Source organism: Vibrio comitans (genome assembly GCA_024346835.1).
In the GTDB taxonomy this organism is placed as follows: Bacteria; Pseudomonadota; Gammaproteobacteria; order Enterobacterales; family Vibrionaceae; genus Vibrio; species Vibrio comitans.
The window spans coordinates 412,303-439,048 of sequence record AP024867.1 but is presented as its reverse complement, the minus strand read 5'-3'; the positions used below and the strand labels follow the sequence as shown (position 1 = coordinate 439,048).

Here is a 26,746-nt window from a genome sequence, read left to right as displayed (position 1 = left end):
GTATTATTATAATTCCATTCTGTTGTGTGGATTGTTCCGTCTGGAGAAGTATGTTGTCTTGGCCTATTGTTTTTGATTTTTTGAGTGTGCTTTTGCTAGTAGTACTAGCTGTGGCTGCTACAAAATCGATGGAATCGCTAAGGAAAGCAATTTGGTCTGCACAAAAGAACGATGTATCTGAAGATCTAGTGCGTAAAAGCCTAGCAAAATTGAGTTTGAATCGAGCTGTTTTGGTGCTAACGATAGCAACGATAGTGATCAAGGTTGCTTTGATCTTAGGACAGGTTCTAGATTTAGACTCTATTGATAAGTCTGGCCTTCTCGATGATTCTGTTGTTCAGTATATCGTCGTAGAATAACGCCTCTCTTCGTTCCCGACCATTCTCCATACCAGTTTAACTTTCTTTCATTGGTTTCCAATTTACCTGGTTGATAAGTTCAACTATGATACAGTTAACTAAAGTGCTGCTATCTAACTTCATGGTATATCAATGGATAAAAACCTAATCTCTGATACGATTTTTCAACTCGTACAATCATATCGACATGCAATGCGTGTTGAGTTGCAGGCTAACGACCTTGGTTTAAATGGTATGCATGTCCGTTGCCTATCGTTTATAAGGCAACGAAAGCAATGCACAGCCAACGATATCGTTCAGCATTTCTCTAGAGACAAAGCTCAAGTCGCACGCTTAGTGAAAGAGATGATTGGTAACGAGTGGATAGTGAAGTCGCCAAACCCTGAAGATAAGCGCAGTCAGTTCCTATCATTGACAGAGCAAGGCATTTCATTGAGTGAGCAGATTGATGTAGCTCAGCAATCGATTCAAACAAGAATGAAGCAAGACTTAAGCGACGAAGAACTAAAAGTATTCTTAAGCGTCGCACAAAAATTTACTCATAATTTATCAGAGTAATTTACCCTATTGATTGGTTTAGTTTGGAGATCGACATATGCAGCTTATTGAGCCCTCGCTTGAATTCGAGTCATCGTTTGCTCAATTTTATGAAGATTTTGCAGCGAACGATGAGATTAACTCTGATTATTACCTAGAAGGTGTATTGAACTTCAACGCCTACATTCAGTGTCTGAAGGATGAAGCTAAGGGTATAAACCTAGTCGAGGACTATGTGCAGTGCAGTCATTTTTGGCTAGTTGATGCAAACAAGAATATCTATGGTGCTATCCGAGTACGTCACAATATTGATACTGAATTGCTTGCCTTAGAGGCGGGACATATTGGCTACGACATAGCCCCTGCTTATAGAGGCAAGGGTTATGGCACATTGATGCTAAAAAAAGCGCTTCTAAAAGCCCAAGCGATCGGTCTAGCTAAGGCTCTTGTTGTGGCTGATGAAGACAATACGGCTTCACGTAAAGTTATAGAAGCCAATGGTGGCCAACTAGAAAGCGTTGTATTTGGTAAGGTTTATCCAAATCCCTTGGCAAGATACTGGATAGAGTGTGATTAGCCATATTTGAACTGGTAGTCAGTGACAAGCCGTTGTCAGTTTTAACGTTAAATGTTCATTTCAACGAAATCTAGGCCATAGTCGGTCAATGCGATGCGGCTATCTTCAACGCGAATACACTCGCTACTTTCTAATGTATTCAATACTCGATTTAGCGGTTCGTTAAGGTAATCCGTGATTGATGAATTCATTTCGTCAAAATGACAGCAGCCCATAGGTTGTAGAGTAAGATATCTGAGCAAGGTAAGACTATCTGTGTGAAGAGTTGAATGTACTTGAGGGCATAGATTAGATTGCATAACTGTAGTCCTTTATTTTAGTTATTATCTTTTCTTTTAATGTGCCTCATACTTAATACAACGTTCGTGATCTTGATTACAGGATGAGTATGAACTAATGGAATAACCATTATTCCAAATGCATATATTTTATTTATTAATCGATACTTTGTTTATACGATAATTAATTTATATTCTTACCCATTGACCTCTAGATACTCTAGGCCAAAATCAGTCAGGTAAATATTTTCACCATCAATGAGAATGCACTGATTAAACTCTAGTAAATTAAGTAAAGTATCTACCTTTTCACACACAGAGTGGTAGATGAAGAATTCAAGTTCATCTAGTGTGACTGTCCCCATAGGCTTTAAAGACAATAACTTAAGCACAGCGAGGCTATCCAGATGTAACTCTGGGTTAATCTGCTGGCAAGTATTTGATGGCATAAGCTAAATCCTTTTATATGAGTTTATGCAACAAGTATAAGATGCCTTGATAATTTAAGTTAGACTGTGACTCACGTGGCATTTATATAGAAAAACTATTCTATATAATATTAGTTGAGCAAAATAAGCCTATAAATGTAACTGAGGATTTCTAGTTGTATCTGGTTGTATTTGTCACGGGTTTGAACGCTTATACATTATGACGAATATATTACCTAATTATTATAAGCAATGATCTTTCTTGAAATAAAAAGCCAGAGATCAAGTCGATCTCTGGCTTTTTATTCAGGGAGTTTAAGTTATTTGTGCTCTACTTGATACTCAAGTTGGTAGAAACGAGCTTCGCTTTCACCATCAGTAAACTGATTGTATACACCTGCCTTGAAGTAGCTTAGTAGGTGGCTCCAGTATTCGATGTTGTGATTTACTTTTTGTTTACCGTCAACGTTCACAATTAGGGTGCTGTTACCTACGATGATATTAAAATCAGTTGCGCCCGCTTTTGCCTTGCCAAGATCGTACTGTTTGTAGGCATTTTCAGATTTACATGCTGGCTTACCGATGTTTTCTTTGCCTTTCTTACCTTTACAGATAAGTGCATTGTCTTTAACTACTGCCCAGTAATGTCCTGCTGTTTCACCAGCACCTTCACGCCACACTACGCGTAGAAGTGGGTGAGGAATGTTGTCTTTACCATCTACAGTCACGCCTTTGTTGTGTACTTGAAGGTAAGTGATTTCATTTTGCTTTGATGTGGAGTCTTTCATCGAAGCTTCAGGGTTTACTGGTTCAATGCTTGCGTTTAGATGGTAGAACGTATGTGGAAGAGAGGTGTTAAAGTTCTTATGAACACGCAGTTCGTTTCTTTTGTGATCTCCCGTCATTTTAAAGACGAAAGCCTCTGAGTCCTTGTCTACATAAAATACTTCGTTCACAACGCCAGAGAAATCGGTGTTGGTCGCGATGTAAAGCTTATTGCCTTTCTTGCCAGCAGGGTCAGAAATCTGCAATTCCGATTCTGAAAGTATTGGGCGATATTGAGCGTAGTCTGCAGGGATACCACGGTTATCACCAACGTCATCAAAGGTGATGGCAAAAGCTTGAGAAGATAAAAGTAAGGTCGTGGCAAGGCCAAGTATTTTTGTTTTACGAAGTGTCATTTTGGTTATTCCTCAGTAGACAGTTCAATATTGCTTGTTTGTATTATTATATTTGCAGTAAGAGAGTGCCGGAACTACTCAATTCGTTTCATGTGATCAAGCTCTACTTTGCAAGTAGAAGAGGGAATAAGTAACTAAAGGTAGCAAATGATTACATAGAGCTAGTGGATTTAAATGCACTGAGTCATTCAGCAAAACTATGAGTTTGTATCTGCTGTGGTCTATAACAATAGAACCACTGCACATGAACAGAGGAACTTGCGATGAAATGCATGACAAAGCCCTTTTTATTATTTGGATTGGTGTGCCTTTCTTTTTCATCTCATTCAGCGACCGAGCTTAAGTTGGAGAACTTATTGTCTGCTGAACTAGAAGGAAAGCCCGGCACAGAGGTTATTGTTAGTCGAGTTTATATTCCTCCCAAGACCTCCCTACCTAAGCACTGGCACCCAGGTGAGGAGTTTGCCTATATTATCGACGGTAGCGTCACTCTCTGGCAAAAAGGGAAAGAGGATCTGCATTTGACGGCAGGGCAAGTTGCCAAAGTCCCCCAACATCAAGTTCATACAGCTACAACCGATGAAGAGGGTGCTACGATAATCGTTTTTCGCGTTCATGAAAAAGGCAAGCCAGAGCGTGTGAAGGCGGAATAAATATCAAACAGTTGCATCGCGAATTTAATTGCCTATACAGTTAACGCTTGATAATGGCTATTAATCTAATGACAATCATTTGATACATAGGCAAGACTAAATAGTTTTGCAGCATTATTTTGCCGACAAAAGGACTTATTGAAATGGCTAAGCAGTTTTACAACAATCTTGATCTTAACCTTCTGCGTACATTTCAGATTATCTTCCAAGAAAAAAACCTTCAGAAAGCTTCATTGAGATTGCACGTATCTGCGCCAGCGCTCAGTAAATCGCTCAATCGACTTCGAGACCATTTCAACGATCCACTATTTGTGAAAGTACCTAAAGGGTTGAGTCCAACCCCATTTGCGAAAGATTTGTCTGAAAGTATTAGCCCTACGCTAGAGAAGTTAGCGAACAATCTGAATTCATTAAATGATTTTCAACCGGAAGATCTGCAAGGAAGAATCACATTGGCGATATCTCCTTTTATTCTGCAGGCAATAGGATGTGATTTATTCTCTGCACTGTCTAAACAAGCGCCAAATGTTGAATGGCACCTAGTGAATTGGTCTAAAACTTGTTTGGAGGACATGGTGAAAGGGGACATAAAAATAGGCGTAAATTACGATATTGACTTGTCTCGCAAAGATATCAGCAGTCGTAAGTTGGCAACAGATTGCTTCAAAGTAATTGTTCGAGAGGATCATCCTCTTCAAGGCAATTCAGTTAAAGTGAGTGAATTATCGAAATATCCGGTAGCAGCTCTAATTGTGGCTGATTGGAATACTCGACGTACATTTGCTGAGAAGGTGTTTGATGACTTTGCTCTGATACCAAAAGTAGCATTACGCTCAGATCTGCCCTCTGTTGTCTTGGAGACAATAGCGAGAACCGATCTAATCTTTCCTCACTCAGGTTTGTTTAATGTTCAGCGCTATCCTCATTTAAAAGCATTGAGTGTAAAAGATCGAGAAGTCGAAATGCTCAAAGATATACATCTATTTTTTAGCCATAAAGATAAGCATGATGGTACGACGAAATGGCTACGAAAAATCCTATCCTCTATTCTAAAGCAGCAAATGTTACAAAATGATTCAGTGTTAACTTCTGGTTAATAGCGCTAGTCATTTTGGTGAATGGCTCTACAAAGTAAAGATACTTAATATTCTCTCAACGGCAGGAACGCCAACTTATCCGCATTGATGCATTTTGGTATGTTTAAGAGAAGAGAATAATTTTGATGAAAAAAACGATCATCGCTTCCACTGTTTTAGCAACACTTTCGTTTGGCAGTTTTGCACAATCTGTAAACGTAGAAGAGGCTAATATACAGACTCAACTTTTAGTTGATGCTCAGATGGCTCAAATTGATGCGCGAATTTTAGAGCAACTAGAAAACCAAGATGCACGAGTTGTGATGATTGATGACACAGTTTATGAAAAAGATAGCCAAGGTGTTTGGACTGTAGTAGGTACAACTTCTGTTGCATTAGCTGCTGGTTTACTGAGCGGTTCGTCTAGCAATAGTAAGAACTCTTCTACCGATGGTTCAATCAACCTACCTGAGATGTCGCCTAGCAATCCTGTTTATAATCAGCCAGCAAACCCGTTAGAAGCAACACCAGAAGCAGACAACGGCCGTAGCATCGAGAAAATTGCTGAGAATGCATGGACAGTATCAACACACGGCGAGCTTGACGGTTACATCATTCATGAGAATGGCGAGTTCACAATCCGCAATGCAGATGGTGACTACGTCGGTTCATGGAAGCCAACCATTGGCCATCCAATCCAAGGCACCCCTGCAAACCCAATTGAAGCAACACCGGAAGCGGATAATGGCCGCAGTGTTGAGAAAATCGCTGAGAACGCGTGGGCAGTATCAACACACGACGAGCTGGATGGTTACATCATTCTAGAGAATGGTGAGTTCACAATTCGCAATGCAGATGGCGACTACGTCGGTTCATGGAAGCCAACCATCGGTCACCCGATCCAAGGCACGCCTGTAAACCCAATCGAAGCAACACCGGAAGCGGATAATGGCCGCAGTGTTGAGAAAATCGCTGATAACGCATGGGCAGTATCAACGCATGGTGAGCTTGACGGTTACATCATTCATGAGAATGGCGAGTTCACAATCCGCAATGCGGATGGCGACTACGTCGGTTCATGGAAGCCAACCATCGGTCACCCGATCCAAGGCACCCCTGCAAACCCAATCGAAGCAACGCCTGAAGCAGATAACGGTCGCAGTGTAGAGAAAATTGCAGAGAACGCGTGGACAGTATCAACACACGACGAGCTAGATGGTTACATCATCCTTGAGAATGGCGAGTTCACAATTCGCAATGCAGATGGTGACTACGTCGGTTCATGGAAGCCAACTATTGGCCACCCGATCCAAGGTACCCCTGTAAACCCAATTGAAGCGACACCAGAAGCAGATAATGGCCGCAGTGTTGAGAAAATCGCAGAGAACGCGTGGGCAGTATCAACGCACGGTGAACTTGACGGTTACATTATTCATGAGAATGGCGAGTTCACAATCCGCAATGCAGATGGCGACTACGTCGGTTCATGGAAGCCAACCATCGGTCACCCGATCCAAGGCACCCCTGTAAACCCAATTGAAGCAACACCGGAAGCGGATAATGGCCGCAGTGTTGAGAAAATCGCTGAGAACGCGTGGGCAGTATCAACACACGGCGAGCTGGATGGTTACATCATTCTAGAGAATGGTGAGTTCACAATTCGCAATGCAGATGGCGACTACGTCGGTTCATGGAAGCCAACCATCGGTCACCCGATCCAAGGCACGCCTGTAAACCCAATCGAAGCAACACCGGAAGCGGATAATGGCCGCAGTGTTGAGAAAATCGCTGATAACGCATGGGCAGTATCAACGCACGGTGAGCTTGATGGCTATGTGATTGTTGAAAATGGCGGTGTTACTGTTCGTGATAGTGACATGAATGAAGTAGGTTCATGGTCACCTAAAGGTAGCGAATTTTCAGCAGCAGATGTTCGAAATAAGTTCGCTTCACTGTCACAAAGCCAGCGTAACAACATTCGTCAAATGTTACGCAACCGTAAGTAACAATTAGCTTTAGCTAGTCTAAGTAAGCCCTCAAATAGAGGGCTTATTTTTATCTTGTTCGATACAGTCCATGGATGGTCTAGAAAACTGAGACCTGAGCCTTGAAAAAACTTCTAGCCGTTATCCTTATTCATTTCTCTTCTTATTCATTTGCTTCAATAGAGCAGGACTCAGAAAGTGGAGTCATTGACTTCATTACTGAGACATTTGATATATCTGTTAGTAACTCAGACTTCCTGGGTGACTATTCAAGTGATTATGTGTTTACGCTAAATGCTTCTTACAACATCAATGAAACATGGCGTGTTTTCGGCTCTTTAGATACTGATGAATTTTTGGATGTCGGTGTTGGCTATTCATTTTTTATTGCTGAGCGAGTTTACAATGAAGTTTCGGTATCTGTAGGTGGGAATACAGACAAGACTTATGTAACAACTGTTGGTCTTTTTTCTGCGACGCAATGGAATGATTTTGTCTTTTACACCAACTTTGAGGGGCAATACATAGAAAATAATCCCGACATTCCAAACTTAGATGTGCAAAGACAACAGATTTTTTTCAACAAATTAGTTGGGACCAACTATGAGGTTACCCAGTGGTTAAGTTTATCTGCATCCTACGGGCATGATCAAAACCATTACGATGTAATTAGTGTTAATGATTTCAAATTTACCGCTCCAATAGAAGGGTATGCAGACAGTTACGTGAACCTAGGATTTATATTGAATTTGTGGGGTGTGAAACCTTATATTGCTTATCGTTTTGATTTGAATGAAAGTGAAGCTAGCTATTGGGATTTTAGTTTGTCGTTTGATTTTTAGTTATTTGGGCTATGTGGTATCTACTTGATTAATAGAACTAAAACTACAATTGTATCCTAGTGAATTGTTATAGCGATAAACTAAATTATTCATAAACAAAAAGGCGAACCCAATGGTTCGCCTTTAGTGTTAATTTAGAGCTCTAACTACTCTTCAACGTATTCTTCAATGCTCGGGCACGAACAGATCAGGTTGCGGTCACCATAAACGTTATCGACGCGGTTTACTGTTGGCCAGTATTTCCATACACGTTGCGAACGTGAAGGGAAAGCGCCAAGTTCACGTGGGTATGGACGATCCCATTCGCTGCTCGCAAGATCCACCTGGGTGTGTGGTGCGTTAACTAGTGGGTTGTTGTCCAACGGCCATTCGCCGTCACGAACCTTGTTCATCTCTTTGCGGATGGCAATCATAGCGTCGCAGAAGCGGTTTAGTTCTTCTAGATCTTCTGACTCTGTTGGTTCAACCATTAGCGTACCCGCTACCGGGAATGACATAGTTGGCGCGTGGAAGCCGTAGTCCATTAGACGCTTAGCGATATCTTCTTCGCTGATACCTGTCTCTTCTTTAAGAGGGCGAATATCGATGATGCACTCGTGTGCTACTCGGCCATTCTTACCGCGGTATAGAACTGGGTAGTAAGGTAGCAGACGCTCCATTACGTAGTTCGCGTTTAGGATTGCCACTTCGGTCGCGTGTGTTAGGCCTTGCTCACCCATCATTGCGATGTAAGCCCATGAGATTGGCAAGATAGAAGCACTGCCCATATCGGCAGCAGAAACTGCGTGATCTGGACCTTGTAAGCCATTTTCAATGTGGCCTGGTAGGAATGGTGCCAAGTGAGATTTAACACCAATTGGGCCCATGCCTGGACCACCGCCACCGTGCGGAATACAGAAGGTTTTGTGTAGGTTAAGATGCGAAACATCTGAGCCGATAAAGCCTGGAGTAGTTAGACCCACCTGTGCATTCATGTTTGCACCGTCAAGGTACACTTGGCCACCTGCAGCATGGATCTTGTCACACACTTCTTTCACATGCTCTTCAAATACACCGTGAGTTGAAGGGTAGGTGATCATGATGCTAGATAGGTTCTCAGCGTGCTTTTCAATCTTCGCCTCTAGATCTGCCATGTCGATGTTGCCATCGTCATCACACTTCACTACGACAACCTTCATCGACACCATAGATGCTGTTGCAGGGTTAGTACCGTGTGCTGAGCTTGGGATCAGACAAACATTACGATGACCTTCGCCACGGGATTGGTGGTAGCGTTGAATGGCAATTAGACCTGCGTACTCGCCAGATGCGCCAGAGTTTGGCTGAAGTGAGAAGTCATCGTAGCCAGTGATCTCACAAAGCTTGGCTTTCAGATCTTTTGCTAGAGCGGTATAGCCAGCTGCTTGTTCAATTGGTGCGAATGGGTGAATAGCACCGAATTCAGGCCAAGTGACTGGAATCATCTCCGCTGCAGCGTTTAGCTTCATCGTACAAGATCCCAGAGGGATCATGCCGTGCGTTAGCGAGAAGTCTTTGTTCTCTAGTTGCTTAAGGTAGCGCATCATCTGTGTTTCACTGTGGTGAGTGTTAAACACAGGGTGGGTTAGGAACTCTGATTCGCGGCGGCAGCTTTCTGGAATTGCGGCAAATTCGTTTTTCGCGACTTCTGCACTAAGCGCTTCAATAGACTCAGTCACCTGGAATACGCTAAATAGCGCAACGATATCTGCCGTGGTAGTGGTTTCATCGAAACTCACACCTAGTTTACCGTCTAGCTTACGCAGGTTGATGTTGTCACGTTGAGCAGCGCCGTAAAGCGCATCTGTTCTGTCGCCAGTGTTAATAGTAATGGTATCGAAGAACGAGTTATTTGCTAGTTCATAGCCAGCTTGAGTCAAGCCTGCTGCTAGAATTGCTGTCATGTGGTGCGTGCGGCGAGCGATGGTTTTAAGGCCTTCACTACCGTGGAATACCGCGTAGAACGCTGCCATGTTGGCAAGTAGTGCTTGAGCTGTACAGATGTTTGAGGTCGCTTTCTCACGACGGATATGTTGCTCACGTGTTTGCATTGCCATGCGCAGTGCTTGGTTACCGTTGGTATCGATAGATACGCCAATAACACGACCTGGCATAGTACGCTTGTGCTTGTCTCGGGTAGCCATGAATGCTGCGTGAGGACCGCCGTAACCCATAGGCACACCAAAGCGCTGTGCTGAGCCAATCACTACATCAGCGCCCATCTCGCCAGCAGGCTTGATTAGCGTCGAAGCTAGAAGGTCTGTCGCGACAGTAACCAGTGTTTTATTTGCTTGTGCTTTAGCGATGATGTCAGTCAGGTCTCGCACATCACCGGTTGTATTTGGATATTGAACTAGCGCACCGAACACGTCTTGCTCTGGTAAGGAATCTAGATCGCCAATTTGAACTTCAAAGCCGATATATTCAGCGCGAGTTTTAACAACCTCAATGGTTTGAGGATGAACGTCGTTCGCCACGAAGAAGGTCTTACTCTTACTTTTACCAGCGCGCTTACACAGAGTCATCGCTTCTGCCGCAGCCGTTGCTTCATCGAGAAGAGAAGCATTGGCAATTTCCATGCCCGTAAGGTCAATAACCATTTGCTGGTAGTTTAGTAGGGCTTCAAGGCGTCCTTGAGAAATCTCTGGTTGGTATGGCGTGTACGCTGTGTACCAACCTGGGTTTTCGAGAACATTGCGCAAGATTACGTTTGGCGTGAAGGTGTTGTAGTAACCTTGACCGATAAAGGTACGCTTAACTTGGTTTTGCTGAGCAAATTTCTTCATTTCCTCTAGCATGCCTGCTTCACTCAGTGGTGCATCTAGAGTCAGAGGCTTCTCTAAACGGATTTGTTGAGGCACCGTTTGTTGAACAAGCTCATCTAGGCTCTCAGCTTTGATGCGCTCAAGCATTGTTTTTTGATCAGTTAAGTTGGGACCGTTATGGCGTGCAACAAATTCGTTATCTGTACTCAAACTGCGTAGTAGATCAGTCATAATTCCTTTATACCTTACTTGAAGCCTTCTACGAGACTTTAGGGGTGATTCAGTTTCCTAGTTGCTTTTGCAAGCGAGAGTGCAATTCAGGCTTTCGATGTGGAGCATTCTTGCTCTCTTATACGTGTCTCTGAATGGCAAGATCCCCGCAGTTGCGGGGATACTTAAAAGCTATTGTTTTAACTTAATAAAACCGAAGAGGGTTACTCGTCTTCGATGCTAGCTAGGTAATCTTCTGCGCTAGTTAGGTTGTCTAGCTCAGATGGATCTTCTAGTTTCACCTTAACAATCCAACCGCCTTCGTACGGTTCTTCGTTGATTAGCTCAGGGCTATCTTCTAGTTCTTCGTTGATTTCAACGATTTCACCTGTGATTGGTGCGTAGATGTCTGACGCTGCTTTTACAGACTCAACCAATGAAAAGCTGTCACCAGCTTCAATGTTTTCTTCTACTTCTGGTAGGTCGACAAATACAACATCACCTAGCATCTGTTGAGCGTGCTCTGAGATACCGATAGTAACCGTACCGTCACCGTTGTCTTTAACCCACTCATGGCTATCAGCAAACTTAAGGGTGTTGTCCATTTTTTGAATCTCCAACTTAATCAGATTTGAATTAATAAAAGCACTATTGCAGATAAAATAAACCGAGTTGTGTACATTCTCAAGTCGAAATTTCCTATTGGAAACAAAAAAGTCAAGAATGTAACTTATCTCTCACTTAATCTTGCTCTATGCTCTTCATCCTGACTGCCTTTTTGTGGCACACTTTTCAATCAAGAAATTGGATGAAGATTAAGATGAAGGACCTCATGAAAGAACCCAAACTGGATGATTATCCATCATTAACCATAGAGAAGTCCTCAGTAGAAAACAGCGTTGAACCATTAAAGTTAGGTGACAAAATTAAGTCAATCCGTAGCCAGCTTGGTTTAACACTTGAGGAAGCAAGTCAGCGCACAGGGTTGGCTCGTTCAACGCTAAGTAAGATAGAGAATGAACAAATCAGCCCGACCTTTCAGGCAATGCAAAAGCTGGCCTCTGGCTTAGATATTGACATGCCTCAGTTGTTTGCTCCGCCCAAGAATAAAGGGGCTAGCGGGCGAAGAGACATTACGATGAAGGGGCAAGGTAAGCCTCACCCTACGGCCACTTATGAGCATGAGTTGTTGGCTACCGAGATGTCACAGAAAAAAATGATGCCATTCAAATCTGTGGTGCATGCACGAAGCTTCGATGAATTTCAGGGGTGGGTTAGACACGATGGAGAGGAGTTTCTACTCATTTTGTCCGGTGAAGTCACCCTGTACACCGAATTTTATGAGCCTTTGGTACTTGCTGAAGGTGACAGTGTTTATTACGACGCAAATATGGGTCATGCGCTGGTTTCGCGCAGTGAACAAGACGCGCAAATCCTTTGGGTTACTGCGAAGTAAACCGCTCGAATGTAGCGGTTGTGTTACGAGACGAAGTTTCCTATAGTGTCGGCAAACGTTTGCTTAACTGCGAAACTGATATCAATCATTATGAATATGTTGCTCTGGGCCAAGTTACGAAACATGGCGCAGGACACAGCTAAGGAGAGACAATGACTGAAGCTTTACTGAAAACCCCTTTACACGCCCTTCATGTTGAAGAAGGGGCAAAAATGGTGCCATTTGCTGGTTACGATATGCCAGTTCAATATCCACTAGGGGTTAAGAAGGAGCATCTGCATACTCGCGATGCAGCCGGTCTTTTTGATGTATCTCATATGGGGCAACTTCGCCTAAAAGGTAATAATGCGGCTGCTGCATTAGAAGCCTTAGTTCCTGTTGATATTATTGATCTAGCCAGTGGTAATCAGCGCTATGCGTTCTTTACCAATGAGCAAGGCGGCATCATGGATGACTTGATGGTGGCGAACCTTGGCGACCACTTGTTTGTGGTAGTCAATGCTGCGTGTAAAGAGCAGGACATTGCGCACCTCCAAGCAAACTTGCCTTCAGACGTTGAGCTAGAAATTATCGATGATCGTGCATTACTTGCGCTTCAAGGTCCTAAAGCCGTCGATGTATTAGCTGAACTGAATCCCGCAGTAAAAGATATGCTGTTTATGGATGTAGCTCGACTTGAGTTGCTTGGTATCGAGTGTATTGTGAGTCGTTCTGGCTACACTGGCGAAGACGGTTATGAGATCTCAGTTCCTGCTGAGCAAGCGGAAGCTTTGGCTCGCAAGCTAACAGATTCTGACCTTGTAGAGTGGATTGGCCTTGGTGCTCGTGACTCGTTGCGTCTTGAGTGCGGTTTGTGTCTTTACGGCCACGACCTGGACATTACAACCACTCCTGTTGAAGCTAGCCTACTTTGGGCGATCAGCAAAGTACGTCGTGCTGATGGCGAACGTGCAGGTGGCTTCCCAGGGGCAGACATTATTCTTGACCAAATTGCCACGAAAGATGTTTTGCGCAAGCGTGTTGGCCTGGTTGGCCAAACTAAAGCGCCTGTTCGTGAAGGCTGCAAGTTGTTTGATGCTAACGACGTGGAAGTGGGCGTTGTAACCAGTGGCACGGCAGGACCTAACGCGGGTAAGCCGGTTTCTATGGCCTATGTACGTGCTGACTTAATGGCAGCAGGCACTGAAATTTTTGCTGAAGTACGCGGTAAAAAACTGCCGATGACAGTAGAAAAAATGCCATTTGTACCGCAGCGTTACTACCGCGGTTAATCGCCTTCAATTATGTCGAAAGTGACATTGGAAGGGCACATTATCGTGCCCGTTCAAGACTTGAAATCGGTACTTGAGGCTTTGCCTGAGCATATTAAATTGACTCACGCAGAGCCCGGTTGTATTGCCTTTCATGTTCAACAATCCTCAAGAAAGCCTCATCGCTTCGATGTTTATGAAGAATTCATAGATCGAGAAGCTTTTGAATATCATCAACGCCGAGTAAGAGAGTCTCACTGGGGAACTATTACCTCTAATGTGATTCGACATTACCAAGTCTCAGAAGAAAACTAAACACTATGCCTCTTAACCAAGTGACTCTCGAGAATCAATCTTTCGTTCCCAGCAAGATATTGTGCGTCGGCAGAAACTACGTGGCTCATATTGAAGAGCTGGGCAATGAAGTTCCAGAAGACATGGTCGTGTTCATGAAGCCCAATGCTTCTCTTAGCCGACAGCTAAATAGCTTCCATGAAGAACCGCTACACTACGAAGCTGAGCTGTGCTTTTTGATCAAAGACGGCGAATTTTCTGGCGTTGCCATTGGTTTAGATCTCACTAAGCGTGATATGCAAAGTGCGCTCAAAGCTAAGGGCCTTCCTTGGGAGCGTGCTAAGGCATTTGATGGCTCTGCGGTTATTTCAGATTTCGTCGCTTTTGAATGCGATTTCAAAGAGTTATCGCTTGAGCTCTGGATAAATGATGAGCTGATTCAACAAGGTGGAGTCGAGCTTATGCTGTACCCACCGCAGGTGATCAAGCAAGAGCTAAGCAAATTTACTTCATTAGAAGAAGGTGACATTGTGATGACCGGCACACCCAAAGGTGTGGGTGTGGTTCATAAGGGCGACCGATTTGTGGGGCGTGTTTTGCAAGGAGATCATTGTCTTGTAGAACAAAACTGGTTAGCGCAATAAGTAAGATGTTCCCCTAAAAACCAAAAGCCCTCTTTATACAATAGGATAAAGAGGGCTTTTATCGTTATTAATCAGATAGTAACAGTGCCTAATCTATTAAATATCGGTACGTTTAATCAAACGTACTTCATCAAAATAGGCTTCTTCATCAGAGTCGGGTGTTCCCTGATACGTTAGGGCAAACTCATCGATTCGAACTTCAAGCTCTTTGTTGTTTTCTACTTGATAAAGTAACTCATCTTCACCGACTGAAGTATCAATTTCCATGTAGGCAAACACTTCAACATCGCTATTGGCTGCACTATCAAACTCAAGAGTTACTTGCTTGAAGCAACTTTTAACACTTCCTTCTGGGGCATCATCGAGATCCTTAACGTGTGCTCTTGCATCCGAAATGATCGTCCCTACGCTATTTTTAACGCCATAATGTAGCGTAGATACAGAGTCATCCCCTTTATTGTCACAGTAGTAAAGGCTATATGTCATCGGTGTATTCAGAGGAATATCTGAGACTTTTTGGCTAAGACCTGGAGTCGCACTAAAGTCATAGGTATCTTCGCCTTTTTTAAAGCGTATGCGCGCGGAGCCATTTGTACCACCTTCGTCACTAAAGGCGGAATCACCTGAACTACCTACATCTCCTAAGCCTTCACTGCTACCTTCTTGTTGAAGCCAAAAGTCACTGCTACCACCATCGGAGCGCCACTGACCCAAATCGCCGTCTTGAATCCCGGCATTTAACGTTACTTCACTCGCTAGTGCTAAAGACAGTTGGCCTGATGTTTCTGTAGCTCCGGTTGTGAACTCATGGATAACCAGCTGGTAATCTGAATTTGATACATCACCGTCAAAGCTGTGCTCGCCGACGCTGATATTATATTTCCCTTTCACAAAAGCAGAGACTGCATGTTTTGTGTTGGGTGTCAGCGTTACTTCTTGATATGCACTTTGATCTTTTCCTATCACAACTAAGCTTGAGTTGTAGCTAAAGGTACCTGAATCTGTAACGAAGGCATTGCCCAACCAACCCTCAGTACCATCGATAAACGCATAGTTGTCTAGTTCAATTTCGTGGACTACTGGTTCAGGCTTATCGAAAGAATAAGATTGTGGACCTACATCATCATAATCGAGTGGCTCAATTAGTGGAGAACCATTAGTAATATCATCTGCACCCGCCAGCGTGATTTCATTACGTGCAAGGCCATCCATATCAGAGGTGACGGCAACAAATTCGCCTCTATCGTATTCAGTTGCATCAATGCTCGAAGAGTTTGATGGGCGGTATAAACCATCGATGCCTTTTACTAAGTGAGCGCTAACAAGGCTACCAGTAACTGTGCCTGTATCTGCAAAGGAATCACCATCTACAATATTGCCGACAACAACAGAACTGCTTGCCCAACCACGGTCAGTTTCAACAAACACAGGACCGATGGCTTTATCAACAATGTTATTTGCAAAGTAGATTTGTTCTGGCTGTTTAGACTTACCACCACCATCGATGTTAATACTATTGATGCTGTCAATTACGGTATTAAATGCCACATGAACATTTTCAAGTGGCTGATAGCCATTTCCGCCATCACCTGCGCCGTCAGTACCAAGAAGCACGATGCCACCATGATGGGTCGTCGACTTGTAACGGGCACCTTCGATATAGTTGTTTGTAACAATGTGTCCATCATCGACAAGTCTTAAGCCGCCTGAATATGGATAACCATCACCAAAAATGAAGTTGTTAGAGATGTTGTTATGATTACCATGACGGTTGGTAATTGAACCATAACTGTTACGCACTGTGTTTTGTGCAATCACGTTTTTTGATGCTTTATTTGAGATAACTTCAGCTTCACCTTGAATACGCTCAAATAGGTTACCAATAACGAATGAGTTACCGGCATAGTGGTGCGTTTCACTTAGACCAGTACGAATAGCTTCATAGTCATTGTCGCTACTGCCAGCGTAAAGCTTGCCCTGTGTGGGAGGACGGTTAGCAAAGTAGTTCGCGTAAACAGTGGTGTATTCAGCGATTCCCCCGTTACCCTCGTCCATTAGTCCGCTTTCTCTTACTAGCGAAACAATAGGGTTCCCGGTAGTTTTACCACTGAAAATATTGTGATCAATCCAGTTATGCTTGCCGTAGAGGGCTAGCCACACGCCATTTTCTTTGTCACTGGAAAGGTTTTTATCGCTATCGATATTCACAAAGACATTTTCTGAAATACGGCAATGATTACAAAGTTCAGCAGAGCTAAATCGTGTTTCTAGTAATTTACTACTCGCACTTTCTCCGCCATCAAAGATAAGGCCATGTAACTGAACATACTCGCCGCCCATAATGATCTTGGTTTCGCCGGTGATAGTCACCTGGCCTGGGTTAGTCGCACGAACCTTAATTGGGGCTTGTTCTGTACCTTGGCCACCAAAGACAAGCTCTGCTTCGCTATAAGTACCATCATCAATACAGACAACATCACCAGGGTTCATCGCTTTGTCGTAAATACTTGGCTCAGAAATATACTCGGTGCATTCGCTTGAATCGGAGTTTAAAAGGGTTTTAACACCTTGCGGCATATCTTTTGCAAAAGGTACCTCTGATGTTATTGGAGTCGAGGGATCAAGTGGCGTTCCAGGTATTGATTCATCAGGATCCACTGGAACAGATGGCTCTAATGGCGTTCCAGGTATCGAGTTATCAGGGTCGGTTACTTGACTACTTTGACTGGAATCATTACAACCGACGATCGCTAACGTTATCAATATGGATAAAATTCTCTTGTTCATATTCCCTCTTATTTCAAATGATTATTTCCTGTATCAATATGTTATTAAGTTTTACTTTCTGTTTATAGCGATCGATATCTCATTTGTATTACATGAGTACAATAATATTTAACTACTAGGGCGCTCGTTATGTTTTTATTCTTTAAAAACAACAAGTTAAATGGAGGCTGTGTATTGATTGAAATGATAGGTTAATGATTGAATTCTTGAGTTACCTCACAAGGTAAAAATTGAAATAAGCCTAATTTGAACACGAGTTGATTGTTTATTGTTGAGGGGGATCACCTTTTAGTCGGTGTATCTAAACCTAATGATAAAACTTTTTATTTGTCTGGGAGATAATAATTCATTGCTGTGGATTATTATTCTTATTTAATTTTAAATATGAAACTGAAGAATACTAAAGTAATTATGCTTACTCATGATGGTCAACAAGGAATACAGGAAATGATCATTCTACGAACATAGGTTTTAATCTGTTACTCACCTTCATTATATTGCATATAAAGGGCAAAGTGATTTACCAATAAATATAAGAGGTTTTCACCTTTATATATTGGGACGGTCTATACAGCGCACTTTTTCTGACCCCAGAGTAACGCCTTCAGATTCCTGAATATCTCAGAGCGTAACTATTGAACTGGGGTTACAGTTTTTAAGACTTCATCACTCAGACGGCAATCTTTGCTTGAGTTCCAATAACATCTGAAAAGCACTTTCGCCTGACATCTCGTACGGATTGAAATCTGGTGAGCTTGAGAATTGCATATTGATAAGGACTGTTAGGTAAGACTCAGGGATGTCTCCCATAGACCAATCACCAAACACTCTGGTATGGATCTCTTGGAAATAGAGAATTTGCACATTGTCGTGTCTTTCGTCTTTCAAAATGCGGTTATAGGTCGAGTTCACCGCCTCTCTTGAACCCTCTAAGCATTGTAAAAAATATTTGTTGTTGTGGCTTAAAAGGCCAGTTAAATGACTTTGTTGATTGAATTTCCTAGAGGTTGCAAGAATGTCGTCTAAGGTATGGGAATCACAGGTTGGAGATAGGGTACTGATATAAATTAATCGAGTTAGAACCATAGCCATCACTTCTATTTTTATCAAAAGACACTATCAAATATACTCTATGTCGCTGAAATTCCTAGGTGAGCCCCAATGAGTTATCCAATTGTGAGCTCGCATCGTGACACAGAATCCATTTCAATCTATCATTCGTTGTTAAATGGCTAGTTCTAGCCAACCTCAGGGACAAATCACGATTATCGCTCCGCCGGAGACAAATCATGATTATCGCTCATTAATTTATGGAGCATGATTATGAATACTTGGGTTAAAGATGCGATCGTTTACCAGATTTACCCCCGCAGTTTTAAAGACTCAAACAATGACGGTATTGGCGATATCAACGGTATCCGTTCGAAGCTCGACTATCTTCAACAACTGGGCATTAATACCCTTTGGCTAAGCCCGATCTACGACTCTCCTTGTGATGACAATGGCTATGATATCCGCGACTACCAAGCCATTCTTAGCAAATTTGGTACGATGCAAGACTTTGATCTTTTGCTTGAAGAGTGTCATCAACGAGAGATGAAGTTGGTCATGGATTTGGTGATCAACCATTGTTCTGATGAGCATGAGTGGTTTGAAAAGTCGAAGCAATCCAAGACTGGACCGTATGCCGATTACTTCTATTGGTCTGATGAACCCAACGATTTGAGATCGGTGTTTGGGGGCTCGGCGTGGGAGTATTGTGAATCACGACAGCAATTCTATTTGCACACCTTCAGCAAAAAGCAGCCAGATCTTAATTGGGAATGTGCTGATCTTGTTGAAAAAATAGAACAGATGGTGGATTGGTGGCTGGATAAGGGCGTTGATGGTTTTCGAGTGGATGCCATCTCGTTTCTTGATAAATCAGGAATTGAAGCTGCGCCAAACGGCAGCTTTGCGACAGAGGCATGTGTGAATAGGCCGAAAGGGCATCAACATCTACAGCATCTAATGACGAAAATACACTCTCGTGATGTGCTCAGCGTAGGGGAAATCAATGCCAGAGATACTGAAGAGTTGTTGGATTATATACTTCCATCACGCAGTGAGTTTCAAATGGCGATTGTGTTTACTCCCCCAGAAGTAGAGGTCTTTCATGAGAACTTAAATCGATATTACAAAGAACAGCTCAAAACTCGCATTGAGGTGCAGCAACAGGGCGCGTGGAATGCGAATTTCCTCTCTAACCATGATAAACCTCGTCAGGTATCCCTTTACGGTGATGACAATGAGTTTTGGTCGCAATCGGCAAAGGCGTTAGCGGTTCTCAATCTTACCCAACATGGCACACCTTACTTGTATCAGGGTGAAGAGATTGGTATGACCAACTGCTATTATGACGACATTTCTGACTATGACGACATTGATACACTCGCTAAATATCGAGAGCAGTTAGCGTTAGGCATGTCTAGCAATGATGCTTTAGCGATGGTAAGTAAGGCGAGTCGAGATAACAGCCGAACCCCTATGCAGTGGGATGACTCGCTTTTTGCAGGCTTTAGTGACGCTAAGCCTTGGCTGAAGATGAACGATAACAAGTCATCGATAAACGTAGACTCGCAGCAGAACGATGCTGATTCCGTATTGCAATTTTACAAGCAATTGATTCAATTAAGACTCAATTCCGAAGCGCTAAAAACAGGTGAGACGTCATTGTACGATACAGAAGATGCCATTATTGCCTATCAGCGTGAAGGCGATTGCGGTACGTACTCTATTGTCGTGAACCTAAGTAACGAAATGGTTTCGGCTCCACATATTCCATTGCTGGAATCAGCGGAGTTAGTGCTAGGTCAGGAACTCAGTGAACATTTACCGCCCTATTATTTTGCGGTGTATAAAAGCTAGTTGCTCTGAGCTAGCGTTAGACACAACACGGTCAACGCTAGCTCTTTAGTCATTGCTACTGAACGGTACTGCTGCGGCGAATAGCCTGTCCCGGTGCAGCATCGGTAATTAATTTGCCATCTTGCACCACAAATTGGCCATTCACCAATACGGTGTTGATACCAGTAGAGAGGGCGGAGGGCACTTGATACGTCGCGTGATTGTCTACAGTGTTAGGGTCGAATATGACGATGTCTGCGTCCATGCCTGGCTGGATTCGCCCTTTCTTTTGCATTTGAGGCACGAAACCATCGAGTACAGTTGCAGGCATATAACTCATTTTGCTAATCGCTTCTTCCATTGTCAGCAGGCCTCGCTCTCTCACGTACGAACCTAAGATCTTGGTGAAGGTGCCACTTGATCTTGGGTGAGCGAACGCTTCACTTGGAAGTGGCCATTCATCGCCTTCGTAGTAGCTGATTTTTCCTTCGTCAATGAGCATCCAAGGCATTGAGTCCGACTCAATCAACACATTAGGGTGTAAAATGGAGCGGTCTAGCGCGGATAGCTCGCTAGGCACTGCTTCATCTAAGAAGTGCCAATTGATAACGGTTCCCGGAGCTTCTTTTTGTGCTTCGAACACTTCCTCGTTGCTCAAGCGCTTGTTACCGAGCTGTATGCTTTCTTCTTGATAGCCTAAACGCTCTTTCCATTGAGGACCGCTGAACATAGCGCCACCAATGACGGTACTTGCCGCGCCCCAAGGATAGGCACCTGCAGTGACATGAAAGCCATTTTCGGTTGCTTCATCAAATAGCTCTAATGTGGCATCGATGTCTTTTAGCGAGGTACTGTTAATATGGTTGATGTGCATTTTTGCGTTAGTCAGTGCAGAGTTCGCGATCAGCTCTTGAATGGCTTCAAAACTGCTTCCCGGCTCGAGCATACTTGCGTAGCGAACATGTGTATAAGTTGCGACCTCATGTTCGGCCGCAAGCTTTGCTAACGCATAGTACTCCTTTTGACCGTAGCCCGGTGCGTAGCCTGCGTTGATACCTATGCCAATTGCACCTTCTTTCAACCCTTGCTCTACATAAGCAATGATCTTTTCAAGCTGCTCATCTGTTGCAATTTCTTGTTTCCAGCTATCTATGCCTTGCACGTTTTGAAAGTATTTTAAGTCAGCATAAGGTGCTTGCTCTGTAAAGGTGGCGACACGCGCAAATGTCCAAGCAGCAGAGGCTCCATAATTAATTGGCAGCTTTTTATTCGATTGCGCCTCATACCATTCACCAATAGGAAGTATGCCTGACTCAAGCTCTAATGCTGTTGTCACGCCTTGTTGAGCCTGCATTCGATAGCCTGAGATATTTTGTCCATGATGGTGCAAATCAATAAAGCCAGGAGAGACAATTTGACCTTGTGCTTTAATGACTTGTGTACCTTCAATTGCTTCGGTAGTGATAATCTCAATGGTACCTTTATTAATACCAATATTACGTACATCACTAAGACCAGTTTCAGGGTCAATAACGTGGCCCCCATGGATAACCAGATCATAGCTTTCTGCGTATACGCTGGCTGAACTGGCCAGCAGGGCAATCGGCAATACTGCTGCGCGAATGGGTGATTTCATGTTTGTTCCTAAAGGTTGGTTGTCATGGTTAATGCCCTTTTTACAGAAAGAGCAGACTAATGAAGCTTCTAGTACCCTATCCAAGTAACTAGAAGGCTACGTACTCCACTTTGATGGCTGACATCGAGTAGCCAGTGCTAATGACTTCAGTGCCATCAATAAAAGAAATCGGCATATCTTTTGGTTCAGCGGTTATGTCACCAGTCACCACGATCACTTTATATAAATCTTGAAGTTCAAAACCCTCTTTTAACTCAACAATCACAGTCTGATTCGCCGGTGGTGGAGGGGTATGTATGCAAGCTCCAGCAGTAGGAACCAGTAAAAATTTGGTGGTCAGCATCCCTTCCATTTCAAGGGGAACTAAAAATCCGGGGATAGAGACGTTGATGAGATTGAGCGCCGTATTCACTGTTGATAAGCGTTTGCGTTCGATGGCAAGTGCTTTATCTCTGAGTTCGAGTAAGTCGTCTGCTTCAAAGCCAGCATCCCTTAACGCCTTTATATCTTGTTGATATTGAAGAGACTCTGCGTCATTCATGTCACGTCTTTGGCTGGTATTTCGATAGTTCAATATGTTGTAAAGTTGACTGACCTGAAGTTTATTCAATGCAGGTAATTCAACGGTTTCGGTTGCTGGTGGAATAAGCGCTTCCCACTGAATCATCTGTGCAGATGAGCTACTGAAGCTGGCCAATATCAAAAGTAATGAGCTCAATGTGCGTAGTGTCATGGCGTGATTTCTATGCGTTAGGGTTGATAAATGATCAGAATTTGCTTTTTCAAACCAACTTCGTTTTTTAACTGACCTTTTTTGATGCGGGGGAGTGTATCTGTGGTCGGCGAGCTGATTTAGGTCATTTGGTGACAAAATATGCTAGTATTTGATGCTTTGCTGCTGTTGTTTAAGGTCTAGCCATGAAATCTACATCAGACAGAGCCCGCATATTGTTGAGCTCCTCCGATAACATTGCCCCGTTTATTGAGTACTGTGAAACGCGAAATATTGACTGGGTTTCATGCGCAACGAAATTGAACCTTCCAGTAGAATTAATGAGAAAACAAAGTTGGCTACCCACCAAAGAAGTCATGCTCTTTTTGGCTGAGTTGCAAAGAACCCAGAATCTTCAAATTGGTATGGAAGTGGGGAAGTGGGCATCTTTAGCGAAAATGTCAAAAGAGATCGCTGAACTGGCGGAGCAGTCCCTGTCTTTAGAACAAGGCATTCAAAGCCTTGTGCATGAGCTGACAAATTTAAATAACCATGTGATTATTTGGACTGAGTATAGTCATGGGAACTGGTGGCTATGTCACCGCAGTGGGTATCGTCCCTCAGTTATTGGCTTTGAACACACTGAGTGGTTTAGAACGTTAGCTTTAGTCAGCTTTTGCCGGTATTTCCTTGGCTCTGACTGGAAGCCCGTAAAAACAAAATTAATGATGCAACGTCGAGAGCAAGTTGCCATCCCAAATCAGTTCCTCCAACCAGATGTTGAATTTTCCTACCGCTATGGGGCAATAGCGATTGATATTGATGAGGGCTTTGAGATCTTTTCTCCTTTGGGAAAAGCACAGCAATGGCATAGTGAAGTGTTAAAGCTGATTCGCACCTATGCTGTTTTGCCTTGGTTCACTATTGAGTGGTTTGCTCCAATGCTTGGGATGACAAAGCGAACATTGCAAAGAAACTTAAAGCAGCAAGGCTATGTCTTTAAGTCTGTAAAAGAAGAGGCAAGAAAACAAAAAGCGATAGAGTTGCTTAGTGAAAGTACTTTGTCGATTGAAGATATTTACTGGCAGGTCGGCTACACAGATCTCAGTAATTTTAACCGAGCGTTTAGAGCGTGGACGGGTTTTAGTGCTCCTGCCTATAGAAAAATAAAATCTGAATAAACAAAAGAATGCTTTACAGCCTGCTTTATTAGTGTACTATCCACTTTCACTCTGTGATTCAGAGTTATTAATGAAATATAAAGTAAAAGCAAAACCCTCAGTATTCCTTCGTTATTGTTGTCATCCTCAGTGTTTCCTTAGCTTCATCGTAGCATTCAATAATTCAAAATTTCAGCGTCTCGCAATATTGCGAAAATAAATGATTAAAAAATAAGGGACACATTATGTCTAACAAAACTACTGGTATCGTAAAATGGTTTAACGAAGAGAAAGGTTTCGGCTTTTTGACTCAAGACAACGGCGGTGCAGACGTATTCGTTCACTTCCGTGCTATCGCATCTGAAGGTTTCAAGACTCTAGCTGAAGGCCAAAAAGTGTCTTTCACTGTAGAGCAAGGTCAAAAAGGCCTTCAAGCTGCTGACGTAGTAGCTATCTAAGTTTTGTCGGCGCAGATAGCCTAGGTTGTCTGCGCCAACTTAATACCATTAATTCATAACTCAATAATTTATATCGTAACACCGTAAATAAAAAACCTCTCTCACATCTGCAAAATGTAAATGTCGTCACGTTAGTTATTTCCTTCGCTACATCAATATAAATATAAAATAAGTTTAACTATTTCTATGTGGAAATTAATTTCTTCAGGAAAGGGTTAGTCGTATAAAAATTTAAGGAAATTTATGTCTCGTTCTATCGGTCGTAAACGCTTTTGGTTCCAAAAAAAGTGTTCAGAAAATAGTACCAAATTTAAAAAAGCTAGCTAATTATCAATACTTAGCTTCGCTGTAATGTCTTAGACTCAAGCCGTTTTCGTGATCCAGAACGCTTTGAGTTAATAAGAATGCTATCTCTTACGCTACTCAATCCCCTAGTAAACCTCCAGTTTTGCCCTATACCTAGCTTGTCTATCTATGAGCTTGGTTTCATTTCGCACCTACTAACATTTGTAAATCCCTTGAATTCATTGGCCTCAGGCATTAGTTTAACTGCCAATAGTAAATGGATATGAGAATTACCAAATGACTTCAGAAAGCAACAACGCTCAGCCTTGGGCACAGCCGATGCCACAACACCAGTTTGAATTTATGTCTAAAGTACTGTCTGCACCTTCCCCTATCGGGTTTGAAGCGGCAATGAGCTATGGCGTGATCAAGCCTGAGTTTGAATCTTTTATGCCTGAAGGCTGGGGTATTCATCAGTTCAAGGGTAACGCGAGTATCGTGTTTGATTCTCATCCTGGTCGTGATGATCTCACTAGCGTCATGATCGTAGGCCATGCCGATAAAATTCGTATGCAAGTACGCAAGATTGATAATGACGGCAAGGTTTGGATCAATACGGACTCATTTTTGCCGACTACTTTGATTGGCCATGAAGTCCAAGTCTTCTGCCAAGATCCGGAAAAGCTAGGTGCTTATAAGGTGATTAAAGGTGGAACGGTTGAGGCACTAGGTGCTATTCATTTCTCTACACCATCACAACGTACTGGTGAGCAGGGCATTAAGCCTGAATCGATCTATCTAGAGCTACAAATGCACGGTGAGGAACGCAAAGCACAAGTAGAAGCACTTGGCTTACGTGTAGGTGACCCAATCCTACTCGACCGTCCTATCAAGCGAGGCGTTGGCGCGGATACTTTCTTTGGAGCTTACCTTGATAACGGTTTAGGCTGTTTTTCTGTTACTGAAGTGGCTCGTACTCTTGCTTCTGAAGGTCTAGACAACGTACGTGTACTATACACTATCGCGACTCATGAAGAGATTGGTCGTTTTGGTTCAACTCAAGTCGTGGGCGAGCTTAAGCCTGATGTATTGATTGCAACAGACGTAAATCATGACTACGAAGCAGCTCCTGGTATTGGTGGCCGTAACATGAATCCACTGAAAATGGGTCAAGGGTTTACTATCGGTCGTGGTTCTGTCGCTTCAGAGTACTTGGTCCAAGTGTTTGATACTTTGTGTCGTGAAAAAGGCATCCCGTTCCAATTGGATTTTTCTGGCCGTGATATGGGTACAGATGGTATGGCTGCAGCGCTGGCTGGCGTTGATAGCGCATCAATCTCTATTGGTTACCCAATTCGTAACATGCACACTTCATCCGAGTCTGCTCACACAGGTGACTTGCTTGCTTCTATTGAGGCGATCACTGAAGTCTTGCGTCATTTCAATGGCATGAATGACGGAAAGGGTATTACTCGCGATGACCTAAAGAACAGTCATATTCGATTGGATAACCTTTAATCTAAAGTGATGTAGCACTTGGTATAAGAGCGCTTCGATTGGGCGCTCTTTTTTTTGTGTGTTTAAAGATACTTTACACACAGTTTTACAGCCTTGAGAGCAGTATTGGATGATCAACCCTAATTGTCCTTGTATACTCTGCTTGAAAGATCCTAATTGAGACAAGGGAACAACAATGCCTAAGGCAAGTGAAATCAAAAAAAGTGCTGCGATTGAGCACAACGGTAAAGTGTACTTCGTTAAAGAAATCAACAAACTAACGCCAAGTGGCCGTGCAGGTGCAAGTTTATACCGCATGCGTATGTATGATGTAGCGACAGGCGCAAAAGCTGACGAAAGCTTTAAAGCCGATGAAATCATTAACCTAGCAGATTTCAGCCGTCACCCATCTACCTTCTCTTACATCGATGGCGATGAGTATGTGTTTATGGATAGTGAAGATTACACTCCATACAACTTCAACAAAGAGAGCATTGAAGAAGAGCTTCAGTTCATCAATGAAGAAACACAAGGTATCTACGTACTGCTAGTTGATGGCAGCCCAGTAGCGCTTGAATTGCCTTCAGTTGTTGAGCTTGAAATTGTTGAAACAGACCCATCAATCAAGGGTGCTTCAGCAGCAGCTCGTACTAAACCTGCAACGCTTTCTACAGGTCTTATTATTCAAGTACCTGAGTACATTGCTGGTGGAGAAAAGGTTCGCGTGAACACCACTGACAAAGCATTCATGGGTCGTGCTGAGAAGTAATCT

General features: G+C 43.0%; 25 protein-coding genes. 16 read left to right on the top strand and 9 right to left on the bottom strand.

All coding sequences use genetic code 11. The features are described 5' to 3' along the window. The first annotated feature begins 50 nt into the window (after positions 1–50). From OCU46_RS15810 to OCU46_RS15800, 3 genes are all read left to right on the top strand, one after another. Positions 51–359, top strand: coding sequence for a hypothetical protein (locus OCU46_RS15810; RefSeq protein WP_244311374.1), 309 nt, complete (start codon positions 51–53; stop codon positions 357–359). Between the two features lie 132 nt (positions 360–491). After that, on the top strand, positions 492–917 hold the full coding sequence (locus OCU46_RS15805) for a MarR family winged helix-turn-helix transcriptional regulator (protein WP_141270678.1): 426 nt from the start codon (positions 492–494) through the stop codon (positions 915–917). Between the two features lie 37 nt (positions 918–954). Continuing rightward, entirely contained in the window at positions 955–1,473 is a 519-nt protein-coding gene (locus OCU46_RS15800; protein WP_141270679.1) for a GNAT family N-acetyltransferase, read from the top strand. A 47-nt stretch (positions 1,474–1,520) separates the two neighbouring features. Here the strand turns inward: OCU46_RS15800 and OCU46_RS15795 are convergent, their stop codons facing one another. The 3 genes from OCU46_RS15795 to OCU46_RS15785 all read right to left on the bottom strand — a co-directional run bounded on the left by OCU46_RS15795 (position 1,521) and on the right by OCU46_RS15785 (position 3,360). Beyond that, entirely contained in the window at positions 1,521–1,772 is a 252-nt protein-coding gene (locus tag OCU46_RS15795) for a hypothetical protein (protein WP_141270680.1), read from the bottom strand. Between the two features lie 176 nt (positions 1,773–1,948). Then, entirely contained in the window at positions 1,949–2,200 is a 252-nt protein-coding gene (locus OCU46_RS15790; protein WP_141270681.1) for a hypothetical protein, read from the bottom strand. Positions 2,201–2,499: 299 nt separating this feature from the next. Then, on the bottom strand, positions 2,500–3,360 hold the full coding sequence (locus tag OCU46_RS15785; RefSeq protein WP_141270682.1) for a polysaccharide lyase family 7 protein: 861 nt from the start codon (positions 3,358–3,360) through the stop codon (positions 2,500–2,502). Positions 3,361–3,623: 263 nt separating this feature from the next. Here OCU46_RS15785 and OCU46_RS15780 point away from each other — a divergent pair, with 263 nt between their 5' ends. The 4 genes from OCU46_RS15780 (at position 3,624) to OCU46_RS15765 (ending at position 7,916) form a co-directional block, all read left to right on the top strand. Continuing rightward, positions 3,624–4,013 (top strand): cupin domain-containing protein, encoded by a 390-nt coding sequence (locus OCU46_RS15780; protein ID WP_141270683.1) that lies wholly within the window; start codon positions 3,624–3,626, stop codon positions 4,011–4,013. 143 nt (positions 4,014–4,156) lie between these two features. After that, on the top strand, positions 4,157–5,110 hold the full coding sequence (locus OCU46_RS15775) for a LysR family transcriptional regulator (protein WP_141270684.1): 954 nt from the start codon (positions 4,157–4,159) through the stop codon (positions 5,108–5,110). Between the two features lie 125 nt (positions 5,111–5,235). Further along, the gene (locus OCU46_RS15770) at positions 5,236–7,095 is read left to right on the top strand and encodes a hypothetical protein (protein WP_337972467.1); all 1,860 of its coding nucleotides are present in this window, start codon (positions 5,236–5,238) and stop codon (positions 7,093–7,095) included. Between the two features lie 101 nt (positions 7,096–7,196). Continuing rightward, the gene (locus OCU46_RS15765) at positions 7,197–7,916 is read left to right on the top strand and encodes a hypothetical protein (RefSeq protein ID WP_141271831.1); all 720 of its coding nucleotides are present in this window, start codon (positions 7,197–7,199) and stop codon (positions 7,914–7,916) included. 146 nt (positions 7,917–8,062) lie between these two features. Here OCU46_RS15765 and gcvP read toward each other — a convergent pair whose 3' ends face one another. Together gcvP and gcvH are read right to left on the bottom strand one after the other, a co-directional pair. Further along, positions 8,063–10,930, bottom strand: a complete 2,868-nt coding sequence (gene gcvP, locus OCU46_RS15760) for an aminomethyl-transferring glycine dehydrogenase (RefSeq protein ID WP_141271832.1) — start codon at positions 10,928–10,930, stop codon at positions 8,063–8,065. 203 nt (positions 10,931–11,133) lie between these two features. Continuing rightward, complete coding sequence (gcvH, locus tag OCU46_RS15755) at positions 11,134–11,514, bottom strand: glycine cleavage system protein GcvH (RefSeq protein ID WP_102550378.1); 381 nt, start codon at positions 11,512–11,514, stop codon at positions 11,134–11,136. A 227-nt stretch (positions 11,515–11,741) separates the two neighbouring features. Between gcvH and OCU46_RS15750 the strand changes: the two genes are divergently transcribed. The 4 genes from OCU46_RS15750 to OCU46_RS15735 all read left to right on the top strand — a co-directional run bounded on the left by OCU46_RS15750 (position 11,742) and on the right by OCU46_RS15735 (position 14,553). Then, on the top strand, positions 11,742–12,365 hold the full coding sequence (locus tag OCU46_RS15750; RefSeq protein ID WP_141271833.1) for a helix-turn-helix domain-containing protein: 624 nt from the start codon (positions 11,742–11,744) through the stop codon (positions 12,363–12,365). Between the two features lie 152 nt (positions 12,366–12,517). Then, on the top strand, positions 12,518–13,636 hold the full coding sequence (gene gcvT / locus OCU46_RS15745; protein ID WP_141271834.1) for a glycine cleavage system aminomethyltransferase GcvT: 1,119 nt from the start codon (positions 12,518–12,520) through the stop codon (positions 13,634–13,636). A 12-nt stretch (positions 13,637–13,648) separates the two neighbouring features. Beyond that, positions 13,649–13,930 carry a putative quinol monooxygenase gene (locus OCU46_RS15740; protein WP_141271835.1) on the top strand — a complete coding sequence of 94 codons (282 nt, stop codon included), beginning with the start codon at positions 13,649–13,651 and terminating at the stop codon, positions 13,928–13,930. A 5-nt stretch (positions 13,931–13,935) separates the two neighbouring features. Further along, complete coding sequence (locus OCU46_RS15735; RefSeq protein ID WP_141271836.1) at positions 13,936–14,553, top strand: fumarylacetoacetate hydrolase family protein; 618 nt, start codon at positions 13,936–13,938, stop codon at positions 14,551–14,553. Positions 14,554–14,649: 96 nt separating this feature from the next. On the opposite strand, the gene OCU46_RS15730 is transcribed toward OCU46_RS15735, so the two are convergent. Together OCU46_RS15730 and OCU46_RS15725 are read right to left on the bottom strand one after the other, a co-directional pair. Further along, positions 14,650–17,340, bottom strand: coding sequence for a polysaccharide lyase 6 family protein (locus OCU46_RS15730; protein WP_141271837.1), 2,691 nt, complete (start codon positions 17,338–17,340; stop codon positions 14,650–14,652). A gap of 666 nt (positions 17,341–18,006) precedes the next feature. Beyond that, positions 18,007–18,426, bottom strand: coding sequence for a BLUF domain-containing protein (locus OCU46_RS15725; protein WP_208733550.1), 420 nt, complete (start codon positions 18,424–18,426; stop codon positions 18,007–18,009). Between the two features lie 237 nt (positions 18,427–18,663). Here OCU46_RS15725 and OCU46_RS15720 point away from each other — a divergent pair, with 237 nt between their 5' ends. Continuing rightward, complete coding sequence (locus OCU46_RS15720) at positions 18,664–20,247, top strand: alpha-glucosidase (protein ID WP_141271838.1); 1,584 nt, start codon at positions 18,664–18,666, stop codon at positions 20,245–20,247. Positions 20,248–20,302: 55 nt separating this feature from the next. On the opposite strand, the gene OCU46_RS15715 is transcribed toward OCU46_RS15720, so the two are convergent. Together OCU46_RS15715 and OCU46_RS15710 are read right to left on the bottom strand one after the other, a co-directional pair. After that, positions 20,303–21,862, bottom strand: coding sequence for an amidohydrolase family protein (locus OCU46_RS15715; protein ID WP_141271839.1), 1,560 nt, complete (start codon positions 21,860–21,862; stop codon positions 20,303–20,305). An 88-nt stretch (positions 21,863–21,950) separates the two neighbouring features. Beyond that, positions 21,951–22,595 carry a DUF3299 domain-containing protein gene (locus OCU46_RS15710; protein ID WP_141271840.1) on the bottom strand — a complete coding sequence of 215 codons (645 nt, stop codon included), beginning with the start codon at positions 22,593–22,595 and terminating at the stop codon, positions 21,951–21,953. Between the two features lie 185 nt (positions 22,596–22,780). Here OCU46_RS15710 and OCU46_RS15705 point away from each other — a divergent pair, with 185 nt between their 5' ends. From OCU46_RS15705 to efpL, 4 genes are all read left to right on the top strand, one after another. Then, positions 22,781–23,755 carry a helix-turn-helix domain-containing protein gene (locus tag OCU46_RS15705; RefSeq protein ID WP_141271841.1) on the top strand — a complete coding sequence of 325 codons (975 nt, stop codon included), beginning with the start codon at positions 22,781–22,783 and terminating at the stop codon, positions 23,753–23,755. 224 nt (positions 23,756–23,979) lie between these two features. Next, positions 23,980–24,192: a transcription antiterminator/RNA stability regulator CspE gene (cspE, locus tag OCU46_RS15700; RefSeq protein ID WP_017029860.1), complete on the top strand. Its 213-nt coding sequence runs from the start codon at positions 23,980–23,982 to the stop codon at positions 24,190–24,192. A 582-nt stretch (positions 24,193–24,774) separates the two neighbouring features. Beyond that, positions 24,775–25,995: a M28 family peptidase gene (locus OCU46_RS15695; protein ID WP_141271842.1), complete on the top strand. Its 1,221-nt coding sequence runs from the start codon at positions 24,775–24,777 to the stop codon at positions 25,993–25,995. Between the two features lie 175 nt (positions 25,996–26,170). Beyond that, complete coding sequence (gene efpL, locus OCU46_RS15690) at positions 26,171–26,743, top strand: elongation factor P-like protein EfpL (protein ID WP_141271843.1); 573 nt, start codon at positions 26,171–26,173, stop codon at positions 26,741–26,743. The last annotated feature ends 3 nt before the right edge of the window (positions 26,744–26,746 follow it).